General features: G+C 51.5%; 7 protein-coding genes. 2 read left to right on the top strand and 5 right to left on the bottom strand.

The window, feature by feature from the left end:
- Positions 1–642: DUF2846 domain-containing protein (locus tag ABJN75_RS06390; RefSeq protein WP_348437901.1), on the bottom strand; the 642-nt coding region annotated here is incomplete at its 3' end.
- A 162-nt stretch (positions 643–804) separates the two neighbouring features.
- Positions 805–1,128 carry a hypothetical protein gene (locus ABJN75_RS06385; RefSeq protein WP_348437900.1) on the bottom strand — a complete coding sequence of 108 codons (324 nt, stop codon included), beginning with the start codon at positions 1,126–1,128 and terminating at the stop codon, positions 805–807.
- 142 nt (positions 1,129–1,270) lie between these two features.
- On the opposite strand from ABJN75_RS06385, the gene ABJN75_RS06380 reads away from it, so the two are divergent.
- On the top strand, positions 1,271–2,998 hold the full coding sequence (locus ABJN75_RS06380) for an ATP-binding protein (protein ID WP_348437898.1): 1,728 nt from the start codon (positions 1,271–1,273) through the stop codon (positions 2,996–2,998).
- 19 nt (positions 2,999–3,017) lie between these two features.
- Here the strand turns inward: ABJN75_RS06380 and ABJN75_RS06375 are convergent, their stop codons facing one another.
- Positions 3,018–3,626, bottom strand: a complete 609-nt coding sequence (locus tag ABJN75_RS06375) for a response regulator transcription factor (protein WP_348437896.1) — start codon at positions 3,624–3,626, stop codon at positions 3,018–3,020.
- A 168-nt stretch (positions 3,627–3,794) separates the two neighbouring features.
- On the opposite strand from ABJN75_RS06375, the gene ABJN75_RS06370 reads away from it, so the two are divergent.
- The gene (locus ABJN75_RS06370) at positions 3,795–4,019 is read left to right on the top strand and encodes a hypothetical protein (protein ID WP_348437894.1); all 225 of its coding nucleotides are present in this window, start codon (positions 3,795–3,797) and stop codon (positions 4,017–4,019) included.
- Between the two features lie 115 nt (positions 4,020–4,134).
- On the opposite strand, the gene ABJN75_RS06365 is transcribed toward ABJN75_RS06370, so the two are convergent.
- Both ABJN75_RS06365 and ABJN75_RS06360 read right to left on the bottom strand, forming a co-directional pair.
- Positions 4,135–4,635 carry a hypothetical protein gene (locus ABJN75_RS06365; RefSeq protein WP_348437892.1) on the bottom strand — a complete coding sequence of 167 codons (501 nt, stop codon included), beginning with the start codon at positions 4,633–4,635 and terminating at the stop codon, positions 4,135–4,137.
- Positions 4,636–5,151 (bottom strand): hypothetical protein, encoded by a 516-nt coding sequence (locus tag ABJN75_RS06360; RefSeq protein WP_348437891.1) that lies wholly within the window; start codon positions 5,149–5,151, stop codon positions 4,636–4,638.
- Between the last annotated feature and the right edge of the window lie 247 nt (positions 5,152–5,398).

The following is a 5,398-nucleotide window of genomic DNA, read 5'->3' as shown; positions in this document are numbered from 1 at the left end:
CCCCTTGAGTTCGAAATTCTCCCCTTCGAGTAACTTCTTGATCTTGATCCAGGCTTTTGATGCCATGCCGGGCGGCGGCGTGGCTTGGGGAGCGTCCGGGACCTGAAAAGATGTCTTCTCTGTAATCTTGAGTAGCCCGCCGCGAACAATTATCTCCGCCCGTGAACCCTCATGAACATTGATTTTGTCGCCGGCTAGCAAAAGGGAACCTGGTTTGGCGGGCAAAGTTTTGATTCCTCGCTCAATGAAAACCCGCCCTTTGACGGAACTCACTCTATCTGCAGAATTGGCTGCTGACGCCTTGTATTCGTCAACAACTTTCACAAGCGAATATTTGGCGATTTCAGCACTGGCTTTTGCACCCGGCACCTGCCTGATCTTGACCTTCGAGGTGTAGATCGAGTCCGGGCCATGCCTCAAATAGTAGGTGTGGCCGGCATCGGCGTTCAGTTCAAATCGCTCCACCCCTTCAGAATAGATACCGAGATGGGATTCAGGCGTGAGCTCTTTCACACCAGCATTGGTCTTGATGGCAATAAACGAACCGTTCTTCAATGCCCCGATTTTGGTTCCATTGTAGCGAACTGGCCATGCTGTCGCGGAGCCGACAAATCCGCCTTCGCGGTAAATCAGCAGGAACACTTCGTCGCCATTGAGGCTTTCAGCCCGTCCAGCGCTCGCCGCAACAACTTTCCGCTGTTCACTGCTTGTTCGTGTCGAGACAGCGCTGGAGGATTCCCACGTTGACGAACACCCAGACACAATGAACAGAAGTGTTAGAAGCGGGTATTTCACGGAAAAATACTACTTCTTCAGTTCACATATGACGGGGTGATTGCCGGAGTTTTGGCGGATGCCGATATATCCCTTATATTGCCACGTCTCTTTTGCCTTTTTTCTTGCATACGAGTTTGAATAGAAATCGATATTGCAATAGCGTCCAAATCCGACGCAACCGCTCTGTATTCCATTGCAGCGGGTATCGGTGTATAGGCCCTGCACATTTCCGGCGTGATCACCGAAGTAATAGGGTGCGCTTGTGCCCGCCAGGCTTGCTGTCGACAAAACACACAGCAATGCGCCGCCCAGGAACGTCAGCTTTTTGAATGAGTTTTGATTTCCGGCCATTCTCGATTCCAATCATTGCTTATTCTCAAGGTGGCTGAAAGCTAGATGCGGGGGACGGGCTGTTGCAATTCGGACAGATGTACTAGTGCGCCAGCCCTTCTGCCGAGTTAGGCTAGGACGTGTTTTTTAGGATAGACGTCGTATGAAATCGCTGTTTCCCGGTGCTGTTGACTTTCAGGCTGACCGCGCCCGCTTGTTCTCGCGCGCACCCGCCAAGATATTTTTTGGTCACATTGCTTCAGCATGTGTCCTGATCTATCTCGCCTGGGATGTACTGGCGCTGCACTGGCTGGTATTTTGGGGCGTATGGGAAATTTTGGTGACACCAACTCTGCTCTACGTTCTGGGCAAACAAGTGGAGAGCCGAACGAGCGGTAAGCTTGATCTGGATCATTGGCAAAATAGGCTGCATGTCCTGTTTGCTCTTGTTGGAACCAGTTGGGGCACCTTTCTCTTTTTCGGGCTGGACGTTCAAAATCCGGCACATTTTTCCATCCAGATGGCAATCGTGGCAGGCGCTTCAGCCGCTGCAGCTCGCTCCCTGGGCATCTTCAAATTCTCATTTTTCTTCTACGAACTGCCCTTTACCGGACTCCTCGCCATCCGAATTTTCATGATGGGTGGCGATTTTGTTCTGCTGGGTATTCTCGTTCTTATCTTTGCCGTCATGATGTGCGGTTTGGCCAACGATACCAGCGAGGAGTTATCCGAGTATCTGGCAACAAAATTGGAAAATCTCGATCTGGCCGACAAATATCTCGCTGCGGCAAAGAAGGCGGATATGGCCAATTCCGCCAAAACCCAGTTTCTGGCGCAGGCAAACCACGATTTGCGGCAGCCAATACACGCCATTGGGCTCCTGACCGAGTGCTTGCGCGATCAGGAGCTTGACGCCGACGGGCAAGACGTTCTGGATACAATTGATCTATCCATCGACAACCTATCCAATTTGTTCAAATCGCTTCTCAATGTCACCTCGCTGGAAGCTGGCGGATTGAAACCCGACCTGACAGTTTTTTCTCTGGATGAAGTGCTGCGCCAAACCGTGCGGCAAGCGTTGCCTGAAGCCGAAGAGCATGGTGGTTCTATAAAGCTGGTCGGCACTTCGATCTGGGTGAAAACCGACAAGGCCCTCCTGTCTTCCATACTTCAGAACCTGGTTTTCAATGCCGTCAAGTATGCGCCGGGTGCCAAGATACTTCTGGGTGCAAGGGTGCGGAATGGCACGGCAAGTGTTCATGTTCTCGATCAGGGAATCGGCGTGCCTGATCATCTCCAGGAAGAGATTTTTCACGAGTTTGTTCGCGGCAATCCGCATGGTCCCGGCCGCAGGGATGGGCTGGGTTTAGGATTGTCGATTGTATCGCGGACGGCGCGCCTTCTGGATCTGGATGTTGATTTCAGGTCCACAGAGGGTGTCGGTACGCACGTAGCCATTGATGGACTCCAGGTTTCGTCTCGGCCGGCTCAAGAGCAGGCTGCTGCCGTTTCAAGCGAGGTTTTCAAAAAACCAAACAAGACTGTGCTGATCATCGACGACAATCCGCAGGTGATGAAGGCAATGAAGAACCTTCTTATGAATTGGGGCTATGACGTGGAGACCGGCACTCCAATGTCGGAATCGCCACCACGCTTTGACATACTGCTCATGGACTATCACCTCAACACCCCGACAAACGGCATTGAGCTTGCAAGAGAGATAAATCTGAAAATCCCGGTGCCTACCGCAATTATCAGCGGCACCATCACCGACGAAATCGAGGGACTTGCAAAACAGGCAGGATTCTGGACGCTCCACAAGCCTGTTTTGCCGATGCAACTGCGGTCTGTCCTGTTGGCAATGACTGCCGATTACGCCGACGCGAGCTGATGGGCTATCTTTGCAACGGCTATATCAAGCCATACAAAACGGCCATTGCCGATGCGGCCGAGCGAGTGGACACACCCAGTGACTTGAACACCGCTGAAATATGTGCGCGCACGGTAAAGGGAGAAATCCCCAATTCGCGCGCGATTTCCTTGTTTGTTTTTCCCTGGCCAATTCCGACAAGCACATCGATGTGCCGCTGTGGAAGATTGGAGAGAATGCTCTCTCCGATGGTATCATCACCATCCAGGCAAACAACAATTTCGCCGTCCACGACTTTGTTGATGGAAAGCATAATCTCGTCTGCGGAGACGGATTTCGAGATGAAACCGTTTGCCCCTGCCGCGATCATCTCGTCCGCAACGGCCTTGTCATCAGTCATCGAAATAACAACCAAAGCCGACCCAGGATATGCCTTGCGCAGATCAGCAACAGTTTCCGCCCCCTTGAAACCAGGGAAGACCAGATCAAGCAGCATCATGATCGGAGCTTCGTCCTTTTGCGCCTCCAACAGCAAGGAATCAGTGTCGGTCACCTCGACAAGAGAAGCCGTAATTACGCGCTGAATGATACGTCGCAGACCTTCACGGAATAGCGGGTGATCATCAGCAATAATAATCCTGCCGACCAATGTGTTCCCCCCCGAATTCCCAAGCCGTGATGGACTAGCAATACGTTATAAAGGAATGGCGCTCAAGGGATCGAAATCCCGATGACCTGGACGCTCTGTCTACAGTAATCCGGGAAGTTCACTTCAATCTGAAAACACTCATACAAGGCAACCTTTGAGGACTCACACATGCTTCAGATCATATGCAATTTGCTGGTACCGGGGCTCGGCACCCTGTTTATGCGGAGGCCAATTATCGGGACCATTCAATTGCTGCTGCTGGCTTGCGCACTGGTGCTCGCCGCAACTGTGTTTCTTGCATTTTTCGGAATTGTCGTTTGGCTTATTGATTTGATCTGGGCGCTTGGAGTTGGCATTTTTTGGTATCGGCAAACGCGACAAAGCTCACGCTAATTTGCAGCAAGCTCCGAGAGCCATTCACTGGATAGCGAGTCATGACGGCTGTGAATTCGGCGACCATTGCCAAAATGCGTGCAAAATTCAGTGCGCTCGGAGCTTCGAGTTTGGCTCAAAAGTAAGTGAAATTGATATAACCAACCAGCGCTGCACCGCCCAAAACGCAAACTATGAAGATGAGTGGTGCGATCATGCCGGCAAAATACCCAAGACTCTCTATCCAGAGAATGGGCTTCCTGGCGATATGGGCATTTCCAGAATCAACAGGTACCTGAATCGTTTCACCGTCCTTAAGTGCCGGATTTCTGTAATTTACTGCAAGTGGAGCAAGCGTCATCCAGAAAAAGACGAGGCCGACTGCGCCGTATAGCAATAGAGCGATAAAATCGGGCGAGCCGCTGCCTCTCAACAGAATCCACCCCCAAAACCCAAGCGCCAGAATTCCAACGGTTGTCGCGACACCTATGCTGGCAGGAGGTGTGATATCGACTTCAGTGTTACAATTTCCGCACTTGTAGTGAACAATCGAATTGTAAATCTGCATCTTGCGCGAAACCGGAACCAGTCTGGGTTGGTGGCATTGTGCACATTGTCTGATTTTGGACATTTCCACTCACTCTGTTCCAAGCTTGCAGTGTTTAGGGATTGCGGCCACTCCACTAGCCGTGCCCTTGGTGCCAAAAGTGTAGGCAAGCTCGCCATCCTGATTCAGGATATCCAGACGACGCGACGCGGCCAAAGCATCGAGCTCGAATTTGCCGGCATTGATCGAACCAAGCCAGGCCTGATCTCCCGGGCCGCCGTCGAAATAGTGGGCGTCCAGAGGCTCCTGATAATCGGTGCCTCCGGACAATAGGAAACGGAGCGATAAACTGGCGTCCGCGTCATCTTGCGCATATAATCTCGGAAGCGAGATTGCGAAAAACTTCACACCGAGACGATTGTCTTCCCAGTCATTTCCATCGCAGTAAAACTCGAATGCGAATTCATGTTTCTCAGTCCGCATATTTGCATATGCAAGGCCATTTACATTTTTGCCGAACCTCGTTGTCCATTCATTGGCATTGGCACTCCAAGTGCCTGACGTCGCCATGACAATTGATACCAATATCACCACTAGTGTTCGCATTTGGCTTTTCCGCATTTGATCCTGTCCACGTTCAAAGTATCAAAGTATCAAAGTAAAACGCGCCCGACAGGTGAAGGCCTCGTCAACTCCATTTGACTTGGTTTCATCGTAAGCGATGTTCTGCCCGCACGTTGCCCTGACAGCGCTGATCTGTGATCGGCTTTCCATGGATGAGCGAAGGGAGTTTCTCGATGGAGACTACACTGGAGATACTCACGACTGGGAAGACCGGGCGTGAGAGACGTCG

Origin of the sequence: Hoeflea sp. (assembly GCF_039975035.1) — a bacterium.
Lineage (GTDB): Bacteria > Pseudomonadota > Alphaproteobacteria > Rhizobiales > Rhizobiaceae > Hoeflea.
The sequence above is the reverse complement of the archived record's forward strand: the minus strand, read 5'-3'. Positions and strand labels throughout refer to the sequence as shown.

Bases quoted from the DNA above. Each gene is read 5' to 3' on its own strand.
- ABJN75_RS06360 (WP_348437891.1), bottom strand. From the start codon at position 5,151: ATGCGAACACTAGTGGTGATATTGGTATCAATTGTCATGGCGACGTCA.
- ABJN75_RS06380 (WP_348437898.1), top strand. From the start codon at position 1,271: ATGAAATCGCTGTTTCCCGGTGCTGTTGACTTTCAGGCTGACCGCGCC.
- ABJN75_RS06385 (WP_348437900.1), bottom strand. From the start codon at position 1,128: ATGGCCGGAAATCAAAACTCATTCAAAAAGCTGACGTTCCTGGGCGGC.
- ABJN75_RS06370 (WP_348437894.1), top strand. From the start codon at position 3,795: ATGCTTCAGATCATATGCAATTTGCTGGTACCGGGGCTCGGCACCCTG.